A 23174-nucleotide genomic window follows, 5' to 3' on the forward strand; every position below is an offset into this window, starting at 1 on the left:
GCTATCGGGGAAGGAAGGGCGCGGCGTCGCCTTGTGTCACGCGGCCGTCGCGCAGCACCAGGCGCCTCGCGCTGCGCGAGGGCCAGCCGTGGCGGTCGGCGTCGGTGAAGAGCACCAGGTCGGCCGGCGCGCCGACCAGCGTCGGGCGGGCGGTGGGCGCGCGCTGCAGCCAGTCGCTGCGGCACAGCGCTTCCGACCAGGTGTCGAAGGGCTCGTCGAGCTGGGCGACGAGCGCGGCCGTGCCCATCGCCTCGATCGGATCGAAGCTGCCGAGCCGGCAAAAAGGGTCCTGCACGTTGTCGCTCGCGAACAGCAGCGGGATGCCGCGCTCGCGCGCCTCTTTCACCAGCGTGATGCCGCGCAGGCGCGGTGTGCGGCCGGTGACGGCGTCCTGCAGCAGCAGGTTGGTGGCGGGCAGCGAGACGATGGTGATCGGCGCACGCGCCACCGCGTCGAGCGTGGCCAGCGCCTGCGCCTCGGGCTGCGCCGCCAGCGCGCAGACGTGGCCGCAGACCACGCGGCCTTCGTAGCCGATCTCGCGCAGCAGGCGGGCGGTGGTCTGCAGGCCTACGGACGCGGCGTTGAGTTCCTCGTCGACATGCAGGTCGATGTCGAGTTCGCAGGCCTGGGCTGCCACCAGCAGGTTGCGCAGCGCGGCCTCGCTCCAGTTGGTGGAATGCACGAAGCCGCCCAGCAACGCGTGCGGGCCCGTCGCCTTCACCTGTTTCGCCAGGCGCAGTGCCTGGTCGGCATCCTCGAACAGCGGCAGTTTGATCAGGCTGACCTGTTCGAGTCGGACCCTGCCCGCCCATTCCTGCGCCAGCTCGGCCATCACGGGCCAGGCCATCGGCGTCGCGTCGGGTTCCCACCAGTCGACGTGCGTGCGCAGGTGCGTGGTGCCGCATTCCCAGGCCCATTGCAGGCCGCGCGCCGCTCGCTCGCGCACGTCGGCGGGCGTCCAGTTCACGCGGTCGTTGAGCATCGCGTCGATGGCGCCGAGCAGACCGGGCTGCACCTGTTTCATGCGCGGCAGCGTGAAGGCCTTGTCGAGGTGCGTGTGGGCGTCGACGAAGCCGGGCAGGGCCAGCATGCCGGCGGCGTCCCAGGTCGCAGCCGATCGCGCCGGTGCCTGCTTGGCCGGCTGCACCGCATGCACGCGGCCGGCCTCGATCGCCAGGCGCGCCAGCGCCGGCACGCCATCGGGCTGCGGCCAGTCCGACGGCAGCAGCCAGCGCGGCAGCCGCAGGTTGTCGATCACGGTTGGCACGGTGGGTGTGTGCATCGGGTGATCAGGCGAATCGCGCCATCGCCTGGCCCACGCGCGCCTTGAAGCGGGTGAGCTGCGGCTCGGTCGCGATGTTCATGTGGTAGTGCGCGTGGTAGTCGACCCGCGCAGCCTGGCCGGTGAGCCTTTTCATGTAGCGCGTGACGATCTTGCGTGGCGGGTCGCCCATGTACCAAGCGACCCAGCGCGGGCGGCCGTAGGTCACGACGGCCGAAATGCGCTTGATGTGCGTGAGCATCGGCTTCACGTTGGCCGGGTCGCTGATGTCGAAGGCCACGCCCGGCATGAAGAGCCGGTCGAAGAAGCCCTTGAGCATGGCCGGCAGCCCGAAGCACCAGGTCGGGAAGCAGAAGACGATGGCCTCGGCCCAGTTCAGCCGGTCGATGTAGGGCTGCAGCGGAATGCGGTTGCTCGGCACCTCGTGGTAGCCCAGGCGCTCCTCGCGGGAAAGCACCGGATTGAAGCCTTCGGCGTACAGGTCGCAATCGTCCACCTCGTGCCCGGCGGCACGCAGGTTGGCCAGCACCTCCTGGTGCAGGGCGGAAGCGAAGCTGGTTTCGACCGGATGGCAGTAGACGACGAGCACGCGCATGGTGTTTGACCACTTAATCAGAGCAAGTGGTCAGATTCATGCAAAGGGCGTGCCAGCGCCCATGCCTCGGCTTGGTGCGTGCGACGGACCGGCAGCGCGTGCGCGCTGGCCGTGGCGGATCAGCCGCTCAATCCTTGATGCCGCAGCCGGCGAGCACGAAGGCGGTCAGTTCGCGGGCCACCTGCTCGCGGTCGATGGGCGTGTCGGGCGGCGCGCCCATCATGACGCGGGCCTGCAGCGCGTAGTCGGCGTGGTACTGGGTCATGGCCCAGATGTGCTGCAGCAGGAGACGGGCGTCGAGCGGGCGCATCAGGCCGCGCGCGATCCAGCCGTTGATGATGTCGATCTTCTTCTGCGTCCAGGCCTGCGAGTTGGGCCAGTAGCCCTCGAGGTTCTTGCCGCCGTCGAGCACCTCGCGCGTGAAGATGCGCGACATCTCGGGCGCATCGAAGGCGTGGTCGAGCTTCTTGCGGATGTAGTCGCTGAGCACCGCGGCCGGGCCACTGGCCGCCTGGTCGAAGGAGAACACCACCTTCCATGCATGCAGCACCTGCATGAGCAGCTCCTCGTAGAGCTCCTCCTTGCCGGCGATGTAGTAGTGCAGCTGTGGCTTGGTCAGGCCGGCGCGCGCGGCGATCGCCTGGGTGGATGTGCCCTTGAGGCCATGCAGGCTGAATTCCTCGATGGCCGCGGTGCGGATGGCCGCCATGATGCGCTCGCGCCCGGGGCGCGCGCGCGACAGCGGGCCATCCGGCAGGGGCATGTCGGCGGCTGCGGTTGCAGGGGAAGAGGGGGGCGTGTGTTCCACGATGACAGCAGGGGGGAGGTTGGCTGGGACGGAACGTGCCACGAAAGGTGCAGGGGGAATATTACTGCCAGACGCCGTGCCGCCCTTGTTGCATCCCGTGCATGACGAAATGCCACCTTGGCATGGCGATGGGTGCCTGCGGGCACGCGTCTTGTATCCCAATAGCGGCTCTCGTGTTTTCACATTCTCTGTTCCACCCCTTCAAGAAGGAAGCATCCCCATGTACTGCTCTTCCCGTTTGCGCGCGTTTGCCGCTGCAGCGACGCTCCTGGCCGCTGCGGCCATTGCGCACGCCCAGGCCGCGCTGCCCAACGTCGTGATCCTAGCCACCGGCGGCACCATTGCCGGCGCGGGCGCATCGGCCATCAACAGTGCGACCTACGCGGCCGCCAAGGTCGGCGTCGACAAGCTGATCGCCGGGCTGCCGGAACTCTCCAAGGTTGCGAATGTCAAGGGCGAGCAGGTGTTCCAGGTGGCCTCCGAAAGCCTGACCAACGACAACCTGCTGACGCTGGCCAAGCGCGTCTCGGCGCTTGCCAAGCAGCCGGACGTCGACGGCATCGTCATCACGCACGGCACCGACACGGTGGAAGAAACCGCGTACTTCCTGACGCTCACCGTGCACACCAACAAGCCGATCGTGATGGTCGCCTCGATGCGTCCGGGCACCGCCCTGTCGGCCGACGGCGCACTCAACCTGTACGACGCCGTCAGCGTTGCCGGCAGCAAGGATGCCATGGGCAAGGGCGTGCTGCTGACCATGAACGACAGCATCGAAAGCGGTCGTGATGTCAGCAAGAACTTCAACATCAAGCCCAGCGCTTTCGTGAGCCAGTGGGGTTCGCTCGGCATGGTGGTGGAGGGCCGCAACTACTGGTTCCGCGCGCCGGTCAAGCGTCACACCATGAATTCTGAATTCGACATCGACACCATCACGTCGCTGCCGCCGGTGGAGATCGCCATGGGTTACGAAGGCGTGGCCTCGACGGCCATCGATGCGCTGGGCAAGAGCGGCATCAAGGCGCTGATCCATGGCGGCCCTGGCAACGGTTCGGTGGCCGACCGCATCGTGCCGAGCCTGCAGAAGCTGCGCGCCGATGGCATCGTGGTGATCCGCTCCTCGCGCGTGCCCGATGGCTTCGTGATCCGCAACGCCGAGCAGCCCGACGACAAGTACGACTGGGTGGTGGCGCACGACCTGCGTCCGCAGAAGGCCCGCATCCTGGCCATGGTCGCACTGACCAAGACCAGCGACACGAAAGAACTGCAGCGCATCTTCTGGGAATATTGATCGTCCCGGCGATCAGCGGCGGCGGCGGGTGTAGCGGTGCTGGGCGTATTCGATGCTCAGCACGCACACCGTCACCCACGCAAAGCCGGAGACCAGGCCGGCGGCCACGTCGCTGGCAAAGTGCACCTGCAGGAAGATGCGGCTGAAGGCGATGGTGAGCAGGGCAGCGATGGCCGCCATCACCGCCGGTGCATGCCAGCGCGGCGGCAGCGTGCGCACGGCAAGGTAGATCAGCATGCCGTAGGTGACCATGGCGCCCGACGTGTGGCCGCTCGGAAAGCTGAAGCTGGTCTCGTGCGCCAGCCTGAGGTCATGCACCGGCCGCGCGCGCTCGAAGATGTGCTTGAGCATCGGGTTGAGCAACCCGTTGCCGCACAGCGCCAGCACCCAGCCCAGCGCCAGGCTGCGGTGTGCGTGGCGCCACAGCCATCCCGCCACGCCCAGGCAGATCACCGCCACGGTCTCGACGTCGCCCAGGTGGGTGAGCCAGCTGAAGGCGACGCGCACGTTCCACGCCACATGTTGGCCAATCGCATCGGACAGCGCCTGGTCGGCCTGCCCCAGCACGCGGCCGTCGCCCAGATGCTCGGCGATCAGCGCAAACAGCGCCGCCGAGACGCCGATCAGCGCAAAGCCGGTCACCAGGCCTGCCAGCAGGCGTGGCGGCTGGTCGTTGTCCGCCACCGGTGCACCGGTCTGGCGTCGCCGCCTGCGATCGGCCATCAGGCAAGCCAGGCCGCCGATCAGCACGCAGGTGATCAGGGTCAGGAGAAACCAGGCCAGCGCGTGTTCGCCCAGCTTCTGGGCGAAAAGAACGAGTGGGTGGAGCGAAGCGGCCGCAAGGGAGGCGGAGGTGTCGGTCGACATGGACGCAATGGAGTCAGGGCAGGAGCGCCAGTGGCAGGTGCAGCGATTCGGCGCAGACGAAGGCACCTTCCAGGGCCGAGTGGTCCCAGCGCTCGACCGTGCAGGTGCGCGCCTGGCCGCAGGCAGTCATCTGGGGGCGCACGATGTTCACCGAGTTCGGCTTGCCTGCGCGCACGCGCGAGGAAACGGCCGTGCCGGCCTGCACGGCCCACAGCGGGCGGATGCACGTCGCCGGCTCCTCCCGCTCCTCGTGCAGAGGGCGCACGAAAGGCAGGTGGATATGACCGCCAAGGATCAGGTCGGCGCCGGCCTCTGACCAGCGGGCGATGGCGGCCTGCCGGCCGTGCAACCGATTGGCGTGGTCTTCCGGGCGCGTGACGCTCACGGGTTGATGGGTGACCACCACGCGCAGCTGGCGCGGGGTGGCCGATTGCAGCTGCGCGGCAACGCGGGCGATCTGTGCCTCGGACACCTCGCCGTCCGAATGCCGGTACCAGCGCGTCGTGTTGACGGTGATCACCAGCCAGTCGGGCGAAGCGAACACGGGTTCGAGGTCGGTACCGAAGGCCTCGCTGTAACGGGCGTAAGGCGACAGCAGCCGGGCACCGATGTGGAACAGCGGTATGTCGTGGTTGCCCGGAATGGCGAGCATGGCCGGCGCATTCAGCCGATCGACGAAGGCCCGTGCCGCGGCGAATTGCGCCCGCGTGGCGCGTTGCGTGATGTCGCCCGAAAGCAGCACCAGATCAGGGGCCACCGAGCGCGACAGCCGCTCCAGTGCGGCGACCACGCCGGGCTGCTCGGTGCCGAAGTGGGCGTCGGAGATCTGCAGCAGTCCGCTCATTCCTTGGCCGCTTCCAGCTCGGGCGCGACCTCGGGGCGAATCAGCCACAGCGGCTCGGGCGACACGCGAAACAGCAGGGGCATGTCCATCCAGCCGATCTCGCCGTCGGTGGCGACCTTGAGCCGGCGCGCCCCGCGGGTGCGCGCCGCCTTCACCGTCATCGACTCGAAAGGAAAGCTCAGCACCTGGTCGGCCTGGCCCAGCCGGCCCATGGCACCCCGAACCAGCAGGCCGAGCATCGCGAGCGGACCGGTTTCCTTCAGCGCGATGGCGGCGAGCTGGCCGTTCTCGAGCGCTTCGGCCTCCGCAATGCCGACCTGCTGCATCTGAAGGGCGTTGTTGCCCACGAACAGCGTCGGCGTGCGGATGTCGCGCTCCTGGCCATGCCAGGCCATGCGCAGGCGCCAGGTCTGGTGGCCGCGCATGACCGTCAGCAGTCCGGCAAAAAAGGCGATGAGGCGGCTGCGGCCATAGCGCGACTTGTAGGTTTCGCGCTCCTCCAGCAGTTCGGCATACAGCCCCAGGCTGGCATTCACGAGGAACACGCGGTCGTTGACCAGGCCAACCTGCACCGGCCGGGGCTGCTCGGTCAGCAGGTTCTTCATGGCTTCGGCGGTGTCGCGCGGAATGCCGTGGGTGCGGCTGAAATAGTTGAAGGTCCCTTGAGGCAGCACGCCGAAGGCGCAGCCGCTGCCCAGTGTGGCCTGCGCCACCGCATTGATGGTGCCGTCGCCGCCGGCCACCACCACCACACCGCCGGCTGCACGTGCGCGCTCGACCGCCTCGCGCGCCAGCGGCTTGATCCGGTCCGGACCATCGATCAGGAAGATCCGAAAGCGCCGGCCCGCCTGCGTGCAGGCAGCCTCAATGGCCTGGCGGGCCTCGTCGGCGTTGTCGCGCCCCGAGCCGGCATTGAGCACGATGAAGAGCGGCGCGTCGGGGCCGGCGGGGGGCGGTTGCATCATGGCGGGGAGGCGACGGGGCAGTGGGGGAGGCGTGGAGGTCGTGAACATGCGACGGTGTATGTTTATCGGCGCATGGGGAAGTTCCGTCGACCAGCCTACATCCCGGGCGCATGTGGGAGAGTTGCTCTCCGAACGTAAAATCGCTGGCTTCGCGGGTCTGGCCCGCGCGACCGTCCAACGCCCGGCCCTGCCGGCAGCCTCATGTTGACCTTCCAGCAAATCATTCTCAAACTGCAGTCTTACTGGGCCGACCAGGGCTGTGCACTGCTCCAGCCCTACGACATGGAGGTCGGTGCCGGCACCTCGCACACCGCCACCTTCCTGCGCGCCCTCGGCCCGGAGCCGTGGAAGGCCGCCTACGTGCAGCCCAGCCGCCGCCCCAAGGACGGCCGTTACGGCGAGAACCCGAACCGTCTGCAGCACTACTACCAGTACCAGGTGGTGCTCAAGCCTGCGCCGTCGAACATCCTGGAGCTATACCTCGGCTCGCTCGAGGCGCTGGGCTTCGACCTGAAGAAGAACGACATCCGCTTCGTCGAGGACGACTGGGAGAACCCCACGCTCGGCGCCTGGGGCCTGGGCTGGGAGGTGTGGCTCAACGGTATGGAGGTGACGCAGTTCACCTACTTCCAGCAGGTCGGCGGCATCGACTGCAAGCCGATCACCGGCGAGATCACCTACGGGCTGGAGCGGCTGGCGATGTACCTGCAGCAGAAGGAAAGCATCTACGAACTGCAATGGGCGCCTGGCGTCACCTACGGCGACGTGTACCACCAGAACGAGGTCGAACAGTCGACCTACAACTTCGAGCACTCCGACGCCGACTTCCTCTTCACCGCGTTCAACGCGCACGAGAAGCAGGCCAAGCACCTGATGACCGAACAGCTGGCGCTGCCCGCCTACGAGCAGGTGCTCAAGGCGGCGCACAGCTTCAACCTGCTGGACGCGCGCGGCGCCATCAGCGTGACCGAACGCGCCGCCTACATCGGCCGCATCCGCAACCTCGCGCGCAGTGTGGCGCAGAGTTACTACGAGAGCCGTGAACGGCTCGGTTTCCCGATGGCCCCGCGCGAGTGGGTCGCCCAGATGACGCCGACGGCCAAGAAGGCGGCCTGATCCCATGACTACGAATTCCAAGAACCTGCTCGTCGAACTGTTCGTCGAGGAACTCCCGCCCAAGGCGCTGAAGAAGCTGGGCGACGCCTTCGCCAGCGTGCTGCGCGACCAGCTCGTCGCGCTCGGCCTGGCCGATGCCGGCACGGTGCTCACGTCCTATGCCTCGCCGCGCCGCCTGGGTGCGCACCTGACGAATGTGGTGGCGCAGGCTGCCGACAAGGCCGTCTCGCAGAAGCTGATGCCGGTGGCGGTCGGTCTTGACGCGGCGGGCAACGCCACGCCGGCGCTGCTCAAGCGCCTGGGCGCGCTCGGCGCCGACGCGTCGGCCGTGCCCACGCTCAAGCGCGCGCCGGACGGCAAGGCCGAGGCGCTGTTCTACGAGAGCACCGCCAAGGGCGCGACGCTGGCCGAAGGCCTGCAGAAGGCGCTGGCCGAAGCCATCGCCAAGCTGCCGATCCCGAAGGTCATGAGCTACCAGCTCGAGAACGGCGAGCTGCCCGGCTGGACCAGCGTGAGCTTCGTGCGCCCGGCGCACGGCCTGGTCGCGCTGCACGGCGGCGACGTGGTGCCGGTCGAGGCGCTGGGCCTCAAAGCCGGCCGCGAGACGCACGGCCACCGTTTCGAAGCCAAGGTCGACCCGGTGGTGCTGCGCGACGCCAGCAGCTACGCGCTGCAGCTGGAGGAAGAAGGCGCCGTCATCGCCGGCTTCGAGGCCCGCCGCACCGAAATCGCACGGCAGCTCGCGGCCGCCGCCCTGAAGGTCGGCGGTGGCGCCAAACCCATCGACGACGATGCGCTGCTCGACGAAGTCACTGCGCTGGTCGAGCGCCCGAACGTGCTGGTCTGCAGCTTCGAGCGCGAGTTTCTGGAGGTGCCGCAGGAATGCCTCATCCTCACGATGAAGGCCAACCAGAAGTATTTCCCGCTGCTCGACGCGGCCGACAAGCTGACGAACCAGTTCCTGGTCGTGAGCAACATCAGCCCCGACGATGCGAGTGCCGTGGTCGGCGGCAACGAGCGCGTGGTGCGCCCGCGCCTGGCCGACGCCAAGTTCTTCTTCGACCAGGACCGCAAGAAGTCGCTGGCCTCGCGCGTCGAGTCGCTGGGCAAGGTGGTCTATCACAACAAGCTGGGCACGCAGGGCGAACGCGTCACGCGCGTGATGCACATCGCGCGCACCATCGCCGAGCAATTGGGCGACGGCACGCTCGCCGCGCAGGCGACCCAGGCCGCGCAGCTGGCCAAGGCCGACCTGGTGACCGACATGGTCGGCGAGTTCCCCGAGCTGCAGGGCACGATGGGCCGCTACTACGCGCTGCACGACGGCCTGGCCGCCGACGTGGCCGACGCCATCGAAGACCACTACAAGCCGCGCTTCGCCGGCGACACGCTGCCGCGCGGCGAGGTCGGCGTGGTGGTGGCGCTGGCCGACAAGCTCGAGACGCTGGTCGGCATGTTCGGCATCGGCAACCTGCCCACCGGCGACCGCGACCCGTTCGCGCTGCGCCGCCATGCGCTGGGTGTGGTGCGGATGCTGATCGAGAAGGACCTGACGCTCGACCTGAAGGCGTTGCTGACCGGCACCGCCGCCGTGTTCCAGGGCATCGATGGCTTCGACCGGAATCGCGCCGTGGTCGACCTGGAAGGCTTCATCCTCGACCGCCTCGCCGGCAGCCTGCGCGAGCAGGGCGCCAGCGCACAGGAAGTCGACGCCGTGCTGGCGCCCCAGCCACAGCGCCTGGGCGACGTGCCCAAGCTGCTGGCCGCCGTCCGCGCCTTTGCCGCGCTGCCCGAAGCCCCGGCCCTGGCCGCCGCGAACAAACGCATCGGCAACATCCTGAAGAAGTCGCCTGAGGCCGACGCCCACGTCAGTCCGCTGCTGCTGCAGGAGCCTGCCGAAAAGTCGCTGCACGAGGCGATGGAGCGCATCGTGCCCGCGGCCGACGCGCAGTTCGACGCCGGCGACTACACCGCATCGTTGCAGATGCTGGCCGCCCTGCGCGCGCCCGTCGACGCCTTCTTCGACGGCGTGATGGTCAATGCCGAACAGGTCGACCTGCGGCTGAACCGCCTGGGCCTTCTCAAGCTGCTGCACGCCGCGATGAACCGCGTGGCACTGCTCGAACGCCTGGCGGGTTGATCCGCCACGCCATGCAAAGCAAAGCAAGACGCTCGCGCCCATTCCCATGAAACTCGTCATCCTCGACCGCAACGGCAGCATCAACCTGCACCGCGACGACTTCGTCAAGACCGACGTCGAATGGACGCCCTTGCCGCGTTCGCTGGAGGCGATCGCCAAGCTCAACCATGCGGGCTGGCACGTGGTGATCGCCTCGAACCAGTCGGGCCTGGGGCGCGGGCTGTTCGACGTGGCCTCGCTCAACGCGATGCATGCCAAGATGCACAAGATGCTCGCCGCCGTCGGCGGCAAGGTCGATGCGATCTTCTACTGCCCGCACAGTCCCGACGAAGACTGCGCCTGCCGCAAGCCCAAGCCCGGCCTGTTCGTCCAGATCGGCGAGCGCTTTGGGGTCGACCTGGCCAGCGTGCCGACGGCGGGCGACAGCCTGCGCGACGTGCTCGCCGGTGCGGCTGCGGGCTGCGAGCCCCACCTCCTGCTCACCGGCAAGGGCGAGGCCTGCCGTGGCGCGCCGCTGCCGCCCGAATTCCCGGCAGGCACGCAGGTCCACGAAGACCTCAGCGCCTTTGCCGACTTTCTCATTGCACGCGAACAGATGCAGGCCGCCCTGCAGGTGGCTGTCTGATGCCCATGGCTTTTCTGCGTTCAGTCGTCCACATGCTGTGGATGCTCGTCACCGTGATTCCCTGGGGGATCATCATGGTCGTCGCCTCGCTCTGGCGGCGCGGCGAGCCGCTGTACTGGATGGCCGAGCGCTGGCTCGGCTGGGCCATCGGCGGCGCGCGCCTGATCCTGGGCATCCGCACCCGCGTCACCGGCATGGAACACCTTCCGCAGGACAAGCGTGCGGGCGCCATCCTGCTGGTCAAGCACCAGTCCACGCTCGAGACCTTCCTCATGCCCACGCTGATGCCGCATCCGCTGGCCTACGTGTTCAAGAAGGAACTGATCTACGTGCCCTTCTTCGGCTGGGCGATGGCGCGGCTGGACATGATCCACATCGATCGCACGCAGAAGGCCCGTGCGTTCAACAAGGTCGTGGCGCAGGGCAAGGAACTGCTCGCGCAGGGCATCTGGATCATCATGTTCCCGGAGGGCACCCGCATTCCGCGCGGGCAGAAGGGCACCTACAAGACGGGCGGCTCGCGCCTGGCCATCGACACCGGTGCACCGGTGATCCCGATCGCTGTCACCTCGGCCAAGGTCTGGCCGCGCAAGGCCTTCATCAAGCGGCCGGGCACCGTCGACGTGTCGATCGGCCCGGCCATCTCCAGCGTGGGGCGCAAGCCCGACGAGTTGATGCGCGAGGTCGAGGCCTGGATCGAGGCGGAGATGCGCCGGCTCGACCCCGACGCGTACCGATGACCCCGGCCCCGGCTTTGCGGATGCGCTGATGCAAGGTTTGTTGCAGTTCACGCTGGACCTGTTCGACGCGGCCGAGCTGCCGCCGCCGACCGCGCCGGCATCTGTGGCGCCTGCTTCGCCGGTGCAGCCACCCCGGCGTGCCGGCCCCGACCTGCCGGCAATCCCGCTGGGCGACGCCATGACGCCCGCGCGCTTCGTGCATCCGCGTGCGACGCGCGAGGCCCGCATCGGCGATGCGCGCGTTGCCTACGAACTCACGCGCGGCAAGCGCCGCACCATCGGCTTCGTGGTCGGTGCCGAGGGCCTGTCGGTGCGCGCGCCGCGCTGGGTGGCGCTGCGCGACGTCGATGCCGCGGTGCAGGAGAAGGCCGACTGGATCGTGCGCAAGCTGATCGAAACGCAGCAACGCCATGCCCAGGTCGAAGCCACGCGCATCGAGTGGCGCGACGGCGTGAGCTTCCCGTTTCTCGGCGAGCCGGTGGTCGTGCGGCTCGATCCGCGGCACGGCTTCGACGGCGTGGGTGCCGTGCTCGACGACGCGTCGCCAGTGGCGCCGGGCGAGGTGGCCTCGCCGCGGGTGTTGCGCATCGCGCTGGCCCAGAACGCCAGCGCCACGCAGATCCGCGATGCGGTGCAGGCGTGGCTGTCGCGTCAGGCGCGACGCATCTTCCAGGAGCGCCTGGACCATTTCGCGCCGCTTTTGGGCGTGCGCTGGAAGAAGCTGTCGCTGTCGAACGCAACCACGCGCTGGGGCAGCGCCAGCTCCGACGGTGCCATCCGCCTGCACTGGCGCCTGGTGCATTTCCGCCTGCAGGTCATCGACTATGTGGTCGCGCATGAACTGAGCCATCTGCGCGTGATGGACCACAGCCCGCGCTTCTGGGAAACGGTCGAGAGTGTGCTGCCCGACTACGGCACGCTGCGCCAGCAGCTCAAGGACGAGCCGATTCCGCGTTGGTGAGATTCGCCAGGGCGGGGGCAATCAAACGCAACTAGATTGCGCTTGATTCTATAATGCAATTCAGTTGCGATTTGCATCGACCTACCGTTCCTCCATGAAACGCCTTCCCGTCACCGTGCTCTCCGGCTTCCTGGGCGCCGGCAAGACCACCCTGCTCAACCACATCCTGAACAACCGCGACGGCCGGCGCGTGGCGGTCATCGTCAACGACATGAGCGAAGTCAACATCGACGCGGCGCTTGTGCGCGATGGCGGTGCCGCGCTGTCGCGCACCGAGGAAACACTGGTCGAGATGAGCAACGGCTGCATCTGCTGCACGCTGCGCGAAGACCTGCTGCTGGAGGTGGCGCGGCTCGCCAGGACGGGGCGCTTCGACCAGTTGCTGATCGAATCGACGGGCATCTCGGAGCCGTTGCCGGTGGCCGAGACCTTCACCTTCGCAGACGAGAGCGGGCGCAGCCTGGCCGACGTGGCGCGCCTGGACACGATGGTCACCGTGGTCGATGCCTTCAGCTTCTTGCACGACTACGCCAGCGCCGACAGCCTGGCCTTGCGCGGTGAGGCACTGGGCGACGCTGACATGCGCACGGTGGTCGATCTGCTGATCGAACAGGTCGAGTTCTGTGACGTGATCGTCATCAACAAGACCGACCGCGTGACCGCAGACGAACTGGCGCAGTTGCAGGCCATCCTGCGCGGGCTGAATCCGCGTGCGCGCATCGAGCTGGCGCACTTCGGTCGCGTGGCACCCGAGCGCCTGCTCGACACCGGCCTGTTCGACTTCGAGCGCGCAGCGGACGCGCCGGGCTGGCTGGCCACGTTGCGCGGTGAGTCTCTGCCTGAGAGCGAGACCTACGGCATCGGCAGCTTCGTCTTTAGGGCGCGCCGGCCCTTCCACCCAGGACGTTTCTGGGCGCTGGCTCAAAGGGAATGGCCGGGCGTGCTGCGCTCCAAGGGCTTCTTCTGGTTGGCCACGCGTGTGCGGCATGCCGGCCAGTGGTCGCAGGCCGGCGGCGCCTGCCACCACGGCCTGGCCGGCCTCTGGTGGGCCGCCGTGCCGCAGGAACAGTGGCCGCAGGATGCCGATTCGCAGGCGAACATCCGCAGGCATTGGGACGATGCGGTGGGCGACGCGCGGCAGGAACTGGTGATCATCGGCATCGACATGGACGAACCCGCGCTGCGCCTGCTGCTCGAGGCATGCCTGCTCGACGATGCAGAGATGCGCAGCGGCGTGAATGCGTGGCGGCGGCTGGACGATCCGTTTCCGCTTTGGAACGAGGCCGATCTGGCGGCTTGACACGTCAGTCAGGGCGCTGCCGGCATTCCGAGGCGTCTCAGCGCACATTGCACGCGCCGCAGATGCCGTGCAGCGTGACCGCCGTACAGTCGGGATCGATGCCCTTTGCGCGCAGGGCCTGGCCCAGCCGGCCGATCACCTTGGGCAATTCGGGATCGGCGGGCAGCGCGAGCTGCGTGTGGCAATGGTCACATTCGAACACGTGGCCCGAAGGTGCATCCACCACCTGCGAGAAGCGTGTGACCCGGTCATCCCCCACACGACGCTGGCACAGGCGGCTTTCCACCAGCCGGTCGAGCACGCGGTACAGCGTGACGCGGTCGACTGACTCGCCGGTTGCCGCTGCAAAGGCAGCGCCGATTTCCTCGTGCGTGAGGGGGTGCGTGGCCTGGCGCAGGAGGTTCATCACCGTCACGCTGGCACGCGTCACGCGCAGGCCCTTGGCGCGCAGCAGTGCCGGTGTTTCGGATGGGTCGGAGGCGAAGGGTTTTGCGCTGGCGGTCATGTTGCGGTACCGCCATTGTGTTGCATTCGGCGCACCTCGTGGTCAGAGGGGCCGTTCGGGGGTCAGCGGCCGCTGTGGATCACCCCGCCATCGACCACCAGCGTCGAGCCCATCACATAGTCGCCCGCGCGCGAGGCCAGGAAGATGGCGGCGCCGGCCATGTCTTCCGGCTCGCCGATGCGGCCGGCCGGAATGCGGCCCTTGACCTCGTCGCCGTGGTCGCGCGCCTCCTTGTTCATGTCGGAGGCGAACGCGCCGGGCGCGATGGCGGTCACGGCGATGCGGTCCTGCGCCAGGCGCAGCGCCATGCGGCGGGTCAGATGGATCAGGCCGGCCTTGCTGGCGGCGTACGAATAGGTTTCCAGCGGATTGACCGAAATGCCGTCGATCGAGGCGATGTTGATCACCTTGGCCAGGTGGTCGGTGGCCGCCTTCTTGAGCATGGGCGTGAGTGCCTGGGTCAGGAAGAAGGGCGCCTTCAGGTTCAGGTCGACCACCTTGTCCCAGCCGCTTTCCGGAAAGTCGTCGTAGGGCGCGCCCCAGGCGGCCCCGGCGTTGTTCACCAGGATGTCCAGGCGGTCTTCGTGCCTGGCATAGGCTTCGACCAGCGCGTGGGCGCCCTCGACGGTCGACACGTCCGCCGGCAGCGACACACACGTACCGAAGGCCGACAGTTCCTTGGCCGCCTGGTCGCAGGCGGCGGCCTTGCGCGCCGAGATGTAGACGCGCGCGCCTTGCGCCAGAAAGCCTTCGGCGATCATGCGGCCGATGCCGCGCGAGCCGCCGGTGATGAGCGCGCTGCGGCCCTGGAGCGAAAAGAGGCGGGAGGTGTCCATGGTTGTCTCCTGGATGGGTATGGTTGGGTGTGCGGCGGATGCCTGGCGCCGCAGCTTAGGGGCGCGGGCGCGGCGATGCCGTCGCCAAGGCGCCAGCCCCCGCAGATCGCTCAGGCGGCCTGCAGCAGTTGCGCATGAACCTGTGCCATCGACGGGCGTGCGGCCGGATCGTCGGCCAGGCAGTGCGCCTGCAGGCGGGTCATCGTCGACCTTGCGGCATCTGCGGCAGCATCGTTGCCTGCATCGCAGCGTTCGAGGAGTTCCTCGAGCAGGCAGCCGAAGGCGCGCACCTCGGTGCGCGTGGCATCGGCCGGTTGCCGCACGTCGAAGAAGGAGGCCGCGCCGAAGTCGCCGAGCAGTGCGTCGCCCGTGTCGTTCCAGAGGATGTTGTGCGCGTACAGGTCGCCGTGCAGGATGCCGCGCGCATGCAGGTGTGCCGCGGCCGCGGCAATGCCGGTGGCCAGGCGCAGCGCGACGCCAGGCGTGAAGCGGGTGGTGCCGGCGTAGACGTCGCGCGTGCACGAGGCGAACGACGGCGGGCCGGCCAGCACGCGGAAAGAGGGGTCGATCAACCGCATCACGAGGCCCTGCGTGCCTTCGGGATGCCCGGTGATGCGCCCGCGCACGCCGATGAGGTTGGGGTGCGTGCCCGCCGCGATGCAGGCGGCCATTTCGCTGTCAGGTCGGCCATCGCTGGTGATGGCGCCCTTGAACAATTTCACGGCCACCGTGGCGGGTGCCACGCCGGGGGCACTATGGTGCGCACGGTAGATCCGGCCGGAGGCCCCTTCGCCGAGCAGCGCATCGAGTTCGATCTGCGACCAGTCGACCGCGGGAATCGGATGCACGGCCAGTGCCTGCGCTTCGGCCGCTGCGTTGAACGGGTTGCCCGAGCACGCGAGCCAGGACAGCCGCGGCATCGCCGGCAACCAGGACGGCAGCACCTCGAAGCCATTGGCAGCGATGCGCAGCAGTTCGAGGCTGGTGCAGGCGGCCAGCGTGCCGGGCAGCGCGGTGAGCCGGTTGCCCGCCAGCATGAGCTTTTGCAGCCGCGGTCGGGCGCCGAGCGCGTCGGGCAACTCGGCAATGTCGTTGTCGGTGAGGATCAGCCAGCGCAGTGCGGGAGGCAGCGCCTGCGCGGCCACATGGCGGATGCGGTTGGCCTTGAAACCGATCATCTCCAACCGCTCGCAGGCGCCCAGCGCGACCGGCAGTTCGGTGAACGGGTTGTCGGAGCAGAAGATCACGCGCAGGCGATGCAGCCGGTGCAGGTCGTCGGGCAGGCTGCGCAGGGCGTTGCCCGAGAGGTTCAGGATCTCAAGCGAATCGGCCAGCGAGAAGATTTCCGGCGGGAACTCGGTGAGTCCGCAGGACAGGTCGAGCCGCCGGGTGCCGGCGAGCGCACCCGAACGCAATTGGCTGAGTGGGCTGGCGGGGCTGGAAGAGGAAGGAGTGTGCATGCGCCCGCGAGCATCGCACACCGCGCGGTCACTGCGCTGACTGGCCTTCGGTGGTGCTGAAGCGGTAGACGCCGTCGGCGCCGTGCGCACGGCGCAGCTGGCCTTCGAACCACAGCAGGTGCAGGTGGGCCAGTGTTTCGCCCATGGCGAAGGTCATCTGGTGCAGGTCGAGTTCGCGCTTGAACATCAATGGCAACGCTTCGGCCGCGCTCAGCGGTCGCTCGGCGCAGCCCGCCAGCATTTCGGCCAGGCGGTCGCGGTGGTGCGCCTGCAATTGCGCGACGCGCCGGTGCACCCCCTTGAACGGCTTGCCGTGCGAGGGCAGCGCGAGCACGTCGGCCGGCAGCGCCGTGTATTTCACGATGCTGTCGAGGAACAGCCGCAGCGAATTGGCCTCGGGCTCGTCGGCATGCACGCTCACGTTGGTGGAAATGCGCGGCAGCATCATGTCGCCGCCGATCAGCACATTGGTTTCCTCGCAGTACAGCGCCATGTGTTCCGGCGCGTGGCCATAGCCGTCGATGCAGCGCCAGGCCCGCCCGCCGACCTGCACGGTGGCGCCGTCGAGCAGGCGCACGAACGTGCCCGGCAGCGCGGGCACCATGCTGCGGTAGTAGTGCGTGCGCGCGCGGATCTTGTCGAGCGAGTCCGGGTCGGTCAGGCCGTGCGCGGCGAAAAAATCGGCCGCAACCACCCCACCCGCGCCGTTGTCGGCGGCGCCGGGTTGCGTGAGGTGGCGCGCGACGTAGTAGTCGGTGGAGCTGATCCACATCGGCGCGTTCCACCGGGCGCACAGCCAGTGGGCCAGGCCGATATGGTCGGGGTGCATGTGGGTGACGATGACGCGAAGGATCGGCAGGCCCTGCAGCTCGTTCTCGAAGATCTGCTCCCACTGGGCGCGCGACGCTTCGTGATCGATGCAGCAGTCGACCACCGTCCAGCCCTCGACACCGCGCACGGTGTCGCGCAGCAGCCAGAGGTTGATGTGGTTGAGTGCAAAGGGCAGCCCCATGCGGATCCAGCGCACCCCGGGGGCGACCTCGATCGTGCGGCCGGTGTCGGGCAGCGTGTCGCCCAGCGGGTAGTGGAGTTCGCGTTCGAGATCGTTCATGTAAGATTGACGTTGACGTAAACGTCATGGTGGAAGCGTTCATTGTAGGCACGACGCAGTCAGGCTGCTGTCGCGCCGGCTACGCACCTTTCTCCCGTGGCGCTTTCTGGTCTTCCCCTTCTTCGTTTTCTCTCCTTCGCGTTCCTGTCCTGGACCTCCCAGACGCCATGCCGACCCAGACCTTCACGATCCGCGAGCTGGCCCGCGAGTTCGATCTCACCACGCGTGCGATCCGCTTCTACGAGGACAAGGGCCTGCTGGCACCGGCGCGCACGGGCACGAGCGGGCTGCAGCGTGTCTACACAGCGCGCGACCGGGCGCGCCTGACGCTCACGTTGCGTGCCAAGCGGCTCGGGCTGAGCCTGAGCGAGGCCAAGGACATCCTGGACCTGTACGACAGCCCGCGCGACACAGCCGCGCAGCTCGAGAAGTTTCTGGGCGTGCTGGGCGCGCACCGGGCGCAGCTGGAGGCGCAACTGGCCGAACTCGAAGCCAACCTGGCCGAAGTACGCGCGCAGGAGAAGCAGGCGCGCGCCATGCTCGCCCGCACCCCGTCCCAGGCCGCACTGGCCGTAACGGCCTCCCCCGTGCGCAAACGCAGGCCCGCCTGACAAGCACTGCCCCCTCGCTGACAATACCGCCATGCCACATTCACTCGACGATCTCTTCGCCCACAACCGTGCCTGGTCTTCCCAGATGGAACGCGAGCGCCCCGGCTTCTTCACCAACCTGGTCAAGCAGCAGACGCCCAAGTACATGTGGATCGGTTGTTCCGACAGCCGCGTGCCGGCCAACCAGATCACGGGCCTGGAGCCGGGTGAAGTGTTCGTGCACCGCAACGTGGCGAACATCGTGGTGCATTCCGACCTCAACGCGCTGTCGGCCATCCAGTTCGCGGTCGAACGCCTGAAGGTCGAGCACATCATGGTGGTCGGCCACTACGGCTGCTCGGGCGTGCAGGCCGCGCTCGAAGGTGCACGCATCGGCCTGGCCGACAACTGGCTGCGCCACATCCAGGATGTGCGCGACCGGCATCGCGTGATGCTCGACACGCTGCCGCCCGAGGCGCGTGCCAACGCGCTGTGCGAGCTCAACGTGGCCGAGCAGGTGATCAACGTGGCGGTCAGCACCGTGATGGTCGATGCCTGGAGCCGCGACCAGAAGGTCACGATCCACGGCTGGGCCTTCGGCGTGCACGACGGCCTGATCCAGGACCTCGCGCTGACCGTCGACGGCACCAAGCCATTGGAGAACCTGTATCGCGCGGCTGTTCAGCGCATCCGCTACAAGTGGGGCAAGCCGCCGGAGCCAGCGGCCGCGGCGGCCATCGAGGCGGTCAAGGAAGCCAGGGACGCCAAGGAAGCCGGGGAAGCCGCCAACGGCTCGTAGGCGCCATGTTTCCGCAACGCCTGGACTCCCCGCTGGCCTACGACATCGCGAAGGCGCTGATCGACGGCTTCAACCGGCACTACCGGTTGTTTCGTGCGGAGTCTGCGCGTGCCAAGCACCGCTTCGAGACCGCCGACTGGCACGGACAGCAGCGCGGACAGCGCGAGCGCATCGAGTTCTACGACCTGCGGGTGGGCGAGGCCGTGGCGCGCCTGGAAAAGGAGTTCAAGGCGGGTGAACAGCCCATGGACGTCTGGCACCAGGTCAAGCTGCATTTCATCGGGCTCATGGTCAATCACCACCAGCCCGAACTCGGCGAGAGTTTCTTCAACTCCGTGACGACCAAGATCCTGCACCGCGCGTACTTCCAGAACGACTTCATCTTCGTGCGGCCCGCCATCAGCACGGAATACATCGAGTCGCGCGATGCACCTACCTACCGCGCCTATTACCCGCAGCCCGAGACGCTGCCCGCGACCATCGAGCGGCTGCTCGCGGACTACGCGCTGCAGGGCCGCTTCGCCGATGCCCCGCGTGACGCCACGCGCATCGCGCAGGCGGTGATGGCGCGCCTGCAGCACGTCAAGCTGCGCGCCAATTTCCAGCTGCAGGTGCTCGCCAGCCTGTTCTTTCGCAACAAGGGCGCGTACGTGGTGGGCAAGGTCATCAACGGCTACACCGAACTGCCCTTTGCGCTGCCGATCCTGCACGATGCGCAGCGGCGCTTCCATGTCGACGCCATGCTGTTCGGCGAAGACGACCTGCAGATCCTCTTCAGCTTTGCGCGCGCCTATTTCATGGTCGACATGGAGGTGCCGTCGGCCTACGTGCAGTTCCTGCGTTCGCTCATGCCGCGCAAGCCGCGCGCCGAGATCTACAACGCGCTGGGGCTGGCCAAGCAGGGCAAGACGCTGTTCTACCGCGACTTCCTCTCGCACCTGAACTACAGCAGCGACCGCTTTCGCATCGCGCCCGGCATCAAGGGCATGGTCATGCTGGTGTTCGACCTGCCATCGTTTCCGTACGTGTTCAAGGTCATCAAGGACTTCTATCCGCCGCAGAAGGAGACGACGCGCGAGCAGATCAAGGGCAAGTACCTGCTGGTCAAGCAGCATGACCGCGTAGGCCGCATGGCCGATACGCTGGAGTACAGCGACGTGGGCTTTCCGCTGGACCGTTTCGACCCCGCACTGGTCGAGGAAATCCGCACCTTCGCGCCCAGCCAGATGGAGATCGGCGACCGCGACGGCAACGGGGAGATGGAGCTGGTGCTCAGGCACGTGTACATCGAGCGCCGCATGATCCCGCTGAACATCTACCTGAAGGAAGCCTTCGACATCCTGGCCGAGCCCGAGAGTCCGGCGCAGGCCGAGCGCGCGCAGGCGCAACTGGCACAGGCGGTCATCGAGTACGGCAACGCGATCAAGGACATGGTGGCGGCGAACATCTTTCCGGGCGACATGCTCTGGAAGAACTTCGGTGTCACGCGCAATGGCAAGGTCGTTTTCTACGACTACGACGAGATCGAGTATCTGACCGACTGCAACTTCCGCAAGGTGCCTGAACCACGCAACGAAGAGGAAGAGATGAGCGGCGAGGTCTGGTACGCGGTCGGACCGAAGGACGTGTTCCCCGAAACCTTCGCGCCGTTCCTGCTGGGCAACGAACGGGTGCGCGAAGCCTTCATGGCCCACCACGCCGATCTGCTCGACCCCGCCTTCTGGCAGCGCCACAAGCAGCGCATCCAGGCCGGACAGATGCTCGATGTGTTCCCCTACGACGACGCGCAGCGCTTCGCGCATGAAGACCGAGACTGCACGACGTCGCCCTGACACCATTTCAGTTTGCTTTCAAATTCAAAAGGAGACCTCACCATGTCCGAATCCATCGTCATCATCGGCGCCGCGCGCACCCCCATGGGCGGCTTTCAGGGCGACTTCAGCGCGCTCGCGGCCCACGATCTGGGCGGCGTCGCCATCCAGGCCGCCATCGCGCGTGCGGGCATCCGGCCTGACACCGTGGGCGAAGTGCTTTTCGGCAACTGCCTGATGGCCGGCCAGGGCCAGGCGCCCGCGCGCCAGGCGGCCTACAAGGGCGGGCTGCCCGACAGCGCCGGCGCCGTCACGCTCAGCAAGATGTGCGGCTCGGCCATGAAGGCCGCAATGCTCGCGCACGACATGCTGCTGGCCGGCACGCACGACGTGATGGTGGCCGGCGGCATGGAGAGCATGACCAACGCGCCCTACCTGATGCTCAAGGGCCGCGGCGGTTACCGCATGGGCCACGACCGGCTGTTCGACCACATGATGCTCGACGGCCTGGAAGACGCCTACCAGCCGGGCCGCTCGATGGGCACCTTCGGCGAGGACTGCGCGGCCAAGTACCAGTTCACGCGCGAGCAGCAGGACGCCTTCGCCATTGCCAGCGTCGAACGTGCGCGTGCCGCCACCGAGTCGGGCGCGTTCAAGGAAGAGATTGCGCCGGTCACCGTCAAGGGCCGCGCGGGCGACACCGTGATCTCGGTGGACGAAGGTCCGGGCAAGGTCAAGCTCGACAAGATCCGCACGCTCAAGACCGCCTTCAAGAAAGAGGGCGGTACCATCACGGCGGCGTCGAGTTCGTCGATCAACGACGGCGCAGCTGCGCTGGTGATGACCACCGCGCGGCATGCGCAGAAGGTCGGCGCCACGCCCATCGCACGCATCGTCGGCCATGCCACGCACGCGCAACAGCCCGAATGGTTCTCGACCGCGCCGGTCGGTGCCGTGCACAAGCTGTTCGAGAAGACCGGCTGGAGCGTCAAGGACGTCGATCTGTGGGAAGTCAACGAAGCCTTTGCCGTGGTGCCGATGGCGCTCATGCACGAGCTGGGCGTCTCGCATGACATCGTGAACGTGAATGGCGGTGCGTGCGCGCTGGGCCATCCGATCGGTGCCAGCGGTGCGCGCATCATCGTGACTCTCATCCATGCGCTCAAGGCGCGTGGCAAGCGGCGTGGCGTGGCCACGCTGTGCATCGGCGGCGGTGAAGGCACTGCCGTCGCCATCGAATTGATCTGAAATGAATCGTCGAACCGGAGTCTTCATGCCCTTGTCTTTTCACCGTTCCCTGATCGCGACCCTGATGGGTGCGGCGCTGCTCGCCCCTGCGGCCTGGGCGCAGAAGCGCGACAACGTGCTCTTCGAGGCGGCCACCAACGAACAGCCCGCCGTGCTCAAGACGCTGGAGCAACTGGTCAACATCGAAACCGGCACCGGCAATGCCGAGGGCATGGAAAGCGCCGGCAAGTACTTCGAGGCCGAACTCAAGTCGCTCGGCTTCACGGTCACACGCCACAAGGCCGCGGGCCTGGCCGTCGGCGACAACATCGTGGGCAAGCTCAAGGGGCGCGGCGGCAAGAACCTGCTGCTGATGTCGCACATGGACACCGTCTACCTGAAGGGCACGCTCGCCAAGGCGCCGTTTCGCGTGGAAGGCAACAAGGCGTATGGCCCCGGCATCGCCGACGACAAGGGTGGCAACGCGGTCATCCTGCACACGCTCAGGCTGCTCAAGACCTATGGCTTTCGAGAATTCGGCTCCATCACCGTGCTCTTCAACACCGATGAGGAAAAGGGTTCTTTCGGTTCGCGCGACCTGATCCAGGAGGAGGCGAAGCTGGCGGACTACGTGCTGTCCTTCGAGCCGACCGCGGCCGAACGCGAGAGCCTGTCGATGGGCACCTCGGGCATTGCCTACGTGCAGGCCAACATCAAGGGCAAGGCGTCCCATGCCGGCGCGGCGCCCGAGCTCGGCGTCAATGCCGTGGTGGAAGCCTCCGACCTGGTGCTGCGCACGATGGACCTCGACGACAAGGCCAAGGGGCTGCGCTTCAACTGGACCATCATCAAGGGCGGTGCGGTCAACAACATCATTCCCGACAGCGCCACCGTGAACGCCGACGTGCGCTACGCACGCAACGAGGATTTCGAGGTCGCCATGAAGACGCTGGAGGAGCGCGCGCAGGCCAAGAAGGTGCCGGGTGCCGAAGTCGCCATCGTCGTCACCCGTGGGCGTCCGGCCTTCAACGCGGGCGAGGGCGGCCGCGCGCTCATCGACAAGGCGGTTGGCTTCTACAAGGAAGCCGGCGGCACGCTTGCCATCGACGAGCGCACGGGCGGTGGCACCGACGCGGCCTATGCGGCGCTGGCCGGCAAGCCGGTGATCGAGAGCCTGGGCCTGCCGGGCTTCGGCTACCACAGCGACAAGGCCGAGTACGTGATGATCGATGCGATTCCCCGTCGCCTGTACCTGGCCACGCGCATGATCATGGACCTCGGCGCCGGCAAGTAAGCTGGTA

At 67.5% G+C, this 23174-nt stretch carries 22 protein-coding genes; 12 read left to right on the forward strand and 10 right to left on the reverse strand.

The window, feature by feature from the left end:
- Window position 1: 1 nt before the first annotated feature.
- From J2W36_RS02225 to J2W36_RS02235, 3 genes are all read right to left on the reverse strand, one after another.
- Window positions 2–1282: an amidohydrolase family protein gene (locus J2W36_RS02225; protein ID WP_307688044.1), complete on the reverse strand. Its 1281-nt coding sequence runs from the start codon at window positions 1280–1282 to the stop codon at window positions 2–4.
- Between the two features lie 7 nt (window positions 1283–1289).
- Window positions 1290–1877 carry an NAD(P)H-dependent oxidoreductase gene (locus J2W36_RS02230; protein ID WP_307688045.1) on the reverse strand — a complete coding sequence of 196 codons (588 nt, stop codon included), beginning with the start codon at window positions 1875–1877 and terminating at the stop codon, window positions 1290–1292.
- 127 nt (window positions 1878–2004) lie between these two features.
- Window positions 2005–2640 carry a TetR family transcriptional regulator C-terminal domain-containing protein gene (locus J2W36_RS02235; protein ID WP_307688046.1) on the reverse strand — a complete coding sequence of 212 codons (636 nt, stop codon included), beginning with the start codon at window positions 2638–2640 and terminating at the stop codon, window positions 2005–2007.
- A gap of 265 nt (window positions 2641–2905) precedes the next feature.
- On the opposite strand from J2W36_RS02235, the gene J2W36_RS02240 reads away from it, so the two are divergent.
- Window positions 2906–3976, forward strand: coding sequence for an asparaginase (locus J2W36_RS02240; RefSeq protein WP_307688047.1), 1071 nt, complete (start codon window positions 2906–2908; stop codon window positions 3974–3976).
- Between the two features lie 12 nt (window positions 3977–3988).
- Here the strand turns inward: J2W36_RS02240 and J2W36_RS02245 are convergent, their stop codons facing one another.
- From J2W36_RS02245 to J2W36_RS02255, 3 genes are read right to left on the reverse strand one after another with little or no spacing between them, the layout of a single operon-like run.
- A complete protein-coding gene (locus tag J2W36_RS02245; RefSeq protein ID WP_307688048.1) occupies window positions 3989–4843 on the reverse strand; it encodes a phosphatase PAP2 family protein in 855 nt (284 codons plus the stop codon).
- Window positions 4844–4856: 13 nt separating this feature from the next.
- Window positions 4857–5687 (reverse strand): metallophosphoesterase family protein, encoded by an 831-nt coding sequence (locus J2W36_RS02250; RefSeq protein WP_307688049.1) that lies wholly within the window; start codon window positions 5685–5687, stop codon window positions 4857–4859.
- Complete coding sequence (locus J2W36_RS02255) at window positions 5684–6649, reverse strand: diacylglycerol/lipid kinase family protein (RefSeq protein WP_307688419.1); 966 nt, start codon at window positions 6647–6649, stop codon at window positions 5684–5686. The genes J2W36_RS02250 and J2W36_RS02255 overlap by 4 nt, the downstream gene beginning before the upstream one ends.
- 204 nt (window positions 6650–6853) lie before the next feature.
- On the opposite strand from J2W36_RS02255, the gene glyQ reads away from it, so the two are divergent.
- From glyQ to zigA, 6 genes are all read left to right on the forward strand, one after another.
- Window positions 6854–7768, forward strand: a complete 915-nt coding sequence (gene glyQ, locus J2W36_RS02260; protein ID WP_307688050.1) for a glycine--tRNA ligase subunit alpha — start codon at window positions 6854–6856, stop codon at window positions 7766–7768.
- A gap of 4 nt (window positions 7769–7772) precedes the next feature.
- Window positions 7773–9908 (forward strand): glycine--tRNA ligase subunit beta, encoded by a 2136-nt coding sequence (gene glyS / locus J2W36_RS02265; protein ID WP_307688051.1) that lies wholly within the window; start codon window positions 7773–7775, stop codon window positions 9906–9908.
- Between the two features lie 46 nt (window positions 9909–9954).
- A complete protein-coding gene (gene gmhB, locus J2W36_RS02270; RefSeq protein ID WP_307688052.1) occupies window positions 9955–10533 on the forward strand; it encodes a D-glycero-beta-D-manno-heptose 1,7-bisphosphate 7-phosphatase in 579 nt (192 codons plus the stop codon).
- Window positions 10534–10538: 5 nt separating this feature from the next.
- Window positions 10539–11273 (forward strand): lysophospholipid acyltransferase family protein, encoded by a 735-nt coding sequence (locus tag J2W36_RS02275; RefSeq protein ID WP_307688420.1) that lies wholly within the window; start codon window positions 10539–10541, stop codon window positions 11271–11273.
- 28 nt (window positions 11274–11301) lie between these two features.
- On the forward strand, window positions 11302–12234 hold the full coding sequence (locus tag J2W36_RS02280) for a M48 family metallopeptidase (protein WP_307688053.1): 933 nt from the start codon (window positions 11302–11304) through the stop codon (window positions 12232–12234).
- A gap of 94 nt (window positions 12235–12328) precedes the next feature.
- A complete protein-coding gene (zigA, locus tag J2W36_RS02285) occupies window positions 12329–13534 on the forward strand; it encodes a zinc metallochaperone GTPase ZigA (RefSeq protein WP_307688054.1) in 1206 nt (401 codons plus the stop codon).
- A 37-nt stretch (window positions 13535–13571) separates the two neighbouring features.
- Here the strand turns inward: zigA and J2W36_RS02290 are convergent, their stop codons facing one another.
- The 4 genes from J2W36_RS02290 to J2W36_RS02305 form a co-directional block, all read right to left on the reverse strand.
- Window positions 13572–14039, reverse strand: coding sequence for a Fur family transcriptional regulator (locus J2W36_RS02290; RefSeq protein ID WP_307688055.1), 468 nt, complete (start codon window positions 14037–14039; stop codon window positions 13572–13574).
- 62 nt (window positions 14040–14101) lie between these two features.
- Window positions 14102–14875, reverse strand: a complete 774-nt coding sequence (locus J2W36_RS02295) for an SDR family oxidoreductase (RefSeq protein WP_307688056.1) — start codon at window positions 14873–14875, stop codon at window positions 14102–14104.
- Between the two features lie 110 nt (window positions 14876–14985).
- A complete protein-coding gene (locus J2W36_RS02300; RefSeq protein WP_307688057.1) occupies window positions 14986–16335 on the reverse strand; it encodes a leucine-rich repeat-containing protein kinase family protein in 1350 nt (449 codons plus the stop codon).
- A 28-nt stretch (window positions 16336–16363) separates the two neighbouring features.
- Window positions 16364–17446 (reverse strand): MBL fold metallo-hydrolase, encoded by a 1083-nt coding sequence (locus J2W36_RS02305; RefSeq protein WP_307688058.1) that lies wholly within the window; start codon window positions 17444–17446, stop codon window positions 16364–16366.
- 167 nt (window positions 17447–17613) lie between these two features.
- On the opposite strand from J2W36_RS02305, the gene J2W36_RS02310 reads away from it, so the two are divergent.
- Genes J2W36_RS02310 through J2W36_RS02330 form a run of 5 tightly spaced genes read left to right on the forward strand, consistent with a single transcriptional unit; the run spans window position 17614 to window position 23167 of the window.
- Window positions 17614–18057, forward strand: coding sequence for a MerR family transcriptional regulator (locus J2W36_RS02310; RefSeq protein WP_307688059.1), 444 nt, complete (start codon window positions 17614–17616; stop codon window positions 18055–18057).
- A 31-nt stretch (window positions 18058–18088) separates the two neighbouring features.
- Entirely contained in the window at window positions 18089–18835 is a 747-nt protein-coding gene (can, locus tag J2W36_RS02315; RefSeq protein ID WP_307688060.1) for a carbonate dehydratase, read from the forward strand.
- Between the two features lie 5 nt (window positions 18836–18840).
- Window positions 18841–20667 (forward strand): bifunctional isocitrate dehydrogenase kinase/phosphatase, encoded by a 1827-nt coding sequence (gene aceK, locus J2W36_RS02320; protein ID WP_307688061.1) that lies wholly within the window; start codon window positions 18841–18843, stop codon window positions 20665–20667.
- Window positions 20668–20709: 42 nt separating this feature from the next.
- On the forward strand, window positions 20710–21894 hold the full coding sequence (locus tag J2W36_RS02325) for an acetyl-CoA C-acyltransferase (protein ID WP_307688062.1): 1185 nt from the start codon (window positions 20710–20712) through the stop codon (window positions 21892–21894).
- 25 nt (window positions 21895–21919) lie between these two features.
- Window positions 21920–23167, forward strand: a complete 1248-nt coding sequence (locus J2W36_RS02330) for a glutamate carboxypeptidase (protein WP_307688063.1) — start codon at window positions 21920–21922, stop codon at window positions 23165–23167.
- The last annotated feature ends 7 nt before the right edge of the window (window positions 23168–23174 follow it).

The organism is Variovorax ginsengisoli, from assembly GCF_030811835.1.
Classification (GTDB): Bacteria; Pseudomonadota; Gammaproteobacteria; order Burkholderiales; family Burkholderiaceae_C; genus Variovorax; species Variovorax ginsengisoli_C.